Raw genomic sequence first — 3,972 nt, forward strand, 5'->3', positions numbered from 1 at the left:
CCCTTATTATCTAAGGTTTTTAAGTGTATAATCAGTTAATTTTTTAATTTCATCAGGAGTATATGCTCCTTTTTCTTTAATAGTTTCAATTTCATCATTCTTATTTTCAGTTGATTTTTCAATCATATCTTTAATAAAATTAGTTGGTGAAATTGATGATTGTTCTTCAACAAACAAATCAGGTTTTAATTCTTTTAAAGTTTGCATTTTTTCAGTTAAAGAACTACCACTAACTTTATTTAAATTAGTTTTAATATCTTCAATTTTAGTAGATGGAACATCTTTAAATGCTTTTAATTCATCTAATTCATTAGATAATTTAATAAAGTCTTCTTTTGATATAACATCTTCGCGTTTTTGCACACTTTCTCTAATTTGCTTTGCTTCATTATTAAACTGATTTAAGATATTTTCCGCAATCTCTTCACTTAAACCTTGTTCGATTAATTGTTCTTTTGTAAGTGCCATTTTATAAACTCCTCTTTTTTTATCCTTGTCCGATTAACAAGTCAGCGTAACTCTTTTTTACGGAAAAAGATTAAACCTATGCTTTTAATTATATACCAATAGTTCACAAATGCAATATATTTTGTATACAAATACTAAACAAATAATATAAAAGCGTTATAATAAAAATAAAGTGAGGTAATAAAATGAATATTAAAAATAACAAAAGAATGATTATTGAAAAAGAAAAAAATCCAGATTTATTAGATATTGAAAATAATAAATATTATTTAGAAGAATATTTCCCATATAGAAAAGATGATTGTATAATAAGCCTTAATAAAGATAAATTAGATGTTAAAAAATTAAAAATAGAAATAGATACATTTGATATTGAAGATGCTATTAATTTTTTACAAGAATATAAAAAAGAGAAATAAATTAATTTATATCTCTTTTATTTTGTTCCAATTTTATAATTAATTCTTTTTCTTCTTTAATTTTATTATTAAATTTTGAAATTGAATCAAAAACATCATTAAAACATTTTTCTTGGTCTTCTAAATTATCTCATACACCCAATATATAATCATTTTGTGTTTTTAAGTCAATAAGTTTAATTAAAAAACTACCATACTCTTTAAATTTTTTAATCTCAAAATTATTGCTATCAATTGATAATATTAAATTATTTGTTTTAAAAATCATTTTTTCATCCCTTTGATTAAATTAATAAAAGAGGTAAAAACCTTATCATTCTTACTTGTAATAATTTTTTATTGATATATAATGTAAAGCAAGAATGATGGGGGTCATTCTCTTTTTTATTTAACTAAATTAATAATATCATAATATTTTACCAATACAATACCTTATGTAATACACACAACAAAAAATCTAAACTTAATATATTTTATTGCTAATTTAGCCCTTAAAACGCGTAATAAGCATTATTAAACAAGATACAATTTTTAAAATAGCTTTCATATATATATATATATATATATAATTTTAATAGATCTTGATAAAAAGTTTCAAGATTAAGAAAAGGAGAAAAACAAGTATGAAAAAATTACTTAGTTTATTAAGTATATTAACAATTAGTGGAAGTGCTGTCCCAACAACAATTGCCGCTAGTCCTTATCAAAAAGAAGAAAAATTAAATAGTGAAATTAGTTATTCACAAACAAATAATTTAGAAAATTTAAAAAGAAGTAAAAGAGAATGCGTTGCCAACGCTTGATCTGGAGCGCTTGGCGGGTTATACTGCGGAGGTGAGAAAGACCCAGAAGGTTATAATAAATTTCTTAAAGTAGTTATAAAATATACTACTGTTGCTGCTTGTGGTGCAATAGGTGGTATTGTTTCCGGTGGCACAGCGGCAGCTGGTACTGCCGTGGCTTGTCAAGTTGCAACTGATCAAATTGATAATTAAAATAAATAAAAAGTAGAAATAAAATTATCCTTATTTCTATTTTTTATTAAAATAACAACAATATAGAAAATAAAAAGTAACATGTTAGTTTTACACTAAATTTTATAAACAAATAAAATATCAAAATTTTTCTACAAAATTAAAGAAATTTTAAATAAAATATAGAAAGAAAAAATAATATAATGAAAAAAATATTAGGCATTTTAGGAACAATAACTTTAATAGGAACAAGTACAACAAGTTTAGTCTCTTGTAATACACCACAAGAATATACACCCGAAGAATTAAAAGAAATTAAAGAAAAGAATAAAATAGATACGAAAAATCAAACTATTAGAGATAATTTAGAATGAATAGCACCACAAGAATTTTGATTTAATGAAATTGATAATAAGTGATATTATGTTGTGTGGCGTAATTATAAAAGTAATGATTGAAGAATTAATAAATTTAACAATAATAATATTTCAATATCAATAGTAATGGATAATTATCCAAATTTAGGTAAATTTAGAGGTAGACTGCAAATTTCTAATTCAGTTACAGATAGAATTTTATTAGAAAATGATGATGGAACTCATTTTAAATCAGTTTATCGTTGAAATGGTGAAGAACAAAAATTACCTAATTTAGATATTGATAAATATGGTAATATAAAAATTAAAGGAGAATAAAAAAAGAGATTTTACATCTCTTTTTCTTTTTAATTTGGTTTAATTGTAATTTTGACTGGATTATCGCTTTTATTTCTAATACCTAAAATATTTGGGTTATAAACATTTATTGTTATATTTCCATTATTTCCAAAATAATTAATAACAGAATTTTTTAATATTAACTGAACAAATAATACTTTTGAAAATCTAATTTTTAATTTTACCTCATTAGTATAATATGCCTGTAAATATGTTTCTTTAATTTTTTCATTAAGATTATCAAATCATTTTGTTATTTGCAATCCAAATAAATATTGCCAATTATTTTTTTGAATTTCATATTTATTTATATAAGAATTACCGGATAAGCCATTAGCAACACCAGTAGCATATTTTGTTTCAATATCATTTACTTTTATATTTTTATTATATAAAGTTATTGTATTATTAAAATTAACTTTATCAGTTTGTGATGCTCCAGTTTGTATTAAAATCATTTCATCTAATAAACCTAAATTATCTGTGCATCCATTGCTACCTCCGGTTAAATTAATATTTCTATTAGGAATAAAATTCTCTATATCTGGTTGTCCACATTCAACTTGTAAATTACCTAGATTACTTATTTCTATTGTTTTATAAGAACTAATAAATTTTTCTATACTTTGAATTGTTGGGTCAATTTGTTTCAAGTCAATTTCCATCTCATAATAAGCATCATCAAAGTTATCAGAAAATAAATTAATATAATAATCTGTACTTTTTTTATTTTTACATTGTGCTGGTGCTGTAATTTTAGTTTTTAATGGTAGTACTACATCAGAAGGCATAATATCAATAGTATATGGTTTATAGTTATATGGTGCTGGTGGTAATACATATTGTGGATAATTAAATGTTGGTATTTCATAGTCATGTGGTAATAAGAAACTAGTTTTATAATTAGTTGTCATATCGCGTAAATAATTATTTAATACACTTTTTGTTTTACCTCTGAAACTTCATACTGATAATCTTAAATAATCTTCTTCATTATTTGTATATGGGTTATCAGCATAAAAGATAATTTCAAAATTACCTTTATATAATGCTTGAATTGAAAACATATCAATTATATAACTACAATTTGTACCATCGGGTGTTTGTAAGAATTTGCAATCATTATCTTTTTCACTATCACTAACTGGTGTTTGAGCATCAATTGCTCTGGTTTGTTCATTAATTAAATAAACTCGGTTAGTTTTTTCATTTAATTGTTTTAAATTATAAGTTGAATAAATTAATTCACTTGTTGGTTTTCCATTTTTAGTTAAAACTGTACCTTTTAATTTATCGGTTAATAAAGTTGTAAAACCTAAACTAGTTGCATTTGCTCCAAAGATAGCACCAACTTTATCATTACCTTGTTCTCTAAATATTTCAAATGGTAAATAA

General features: G+C 23.0%; 6 protein-coding genes. 3 read left to right on the plus strand and 3 right to left on the minus strand.

The window, feature by feature from the left end:
• Window positions 1-6: 6 nt before the first annotated feature.
• Window positions 7-468, minus strand: coding sequence for a hypothetical protein (locus D9R21_RS04800; RefSeq protein WP_126821319.1), 462 nt, complete (start codon window positions 466-468; stop codon window positions 7-9).
• A 185-nt stretch (window positions 469-653) separates the two neighbouring features.
• Between D9R21_RS04800 and D9R21_RS04805 the strand changes: the two genes are divergently transcribed.
• Window positions 654-887: a hypothetical protein gene (locus D9R21_RS04805; RefSeq protein ID WP_126821320.1), complete on the plus strand. Its 234-nt coding sequence runs from the start codon at window positions 654-656 to the stop codon at window positions 885-887.
• Window position 888: 1 nt separating this feature from the next.
• On the opposite strand, the gene D9R21_RS04810 is transcribed toward D9R21_RS04805, so the two are convergent.
• Entirely contained in the window at window positions 889-1,155 is a 267-nt protein-coding gene (locus tag D9R21_RS04810; protein ID WP_126821321.1) for a hypothetical protein, read from the minus strand.
• 355 nt (window positions 1,156-1,510) lie between these two features.
• On the opposite strand from D9R21_RS04810, the gene D9R21_RS04815 reads away from it, so the two are divergent.
• A complete protein-coding gene (locus tag D9R21_RS04815) occupies window positions 1,511-1,882 on the plus strand; it encodes a hypothetical protein (RefSeq protein ID WP_126821322.1) in 372 nt (123 codons plus the stop codon).
• Between the two features lie 182 nt (window positions 1,883-2,064).
• Entirely contained in the window at window positions 2,065-2,556 is a 492-nt protein-coding gene (locus tag D9R21_RS04820) for a lipoprotein (RefSeq protein WP_126821323.1), read from the plus strand.
• 29 nt (window positions 2,557-2,585) lie between these two features.
• On the opposite strand, the gene D9R21_RS07185 is transcribed toward D9R21_RS04820, so the two are convergent.
• The coding region (locus tag D9R21_RS07185; RefSeq protein ID WP_158613898.1) for a hypothetical protein at window positions 2,586-3,972 on the minus strand (1,387 nt) is incomplete at its 5' end.

Origin of the sequence: Spiroplasma endosymbiont of Megaselia nigra, from assembly GCF_003987485.1 — a bacterium.
GTDB lineage: Bacteria > Bacillota_I > Bacilli_A > Mycoplasmatales > Mycoplasmataceae > Spiroplasma.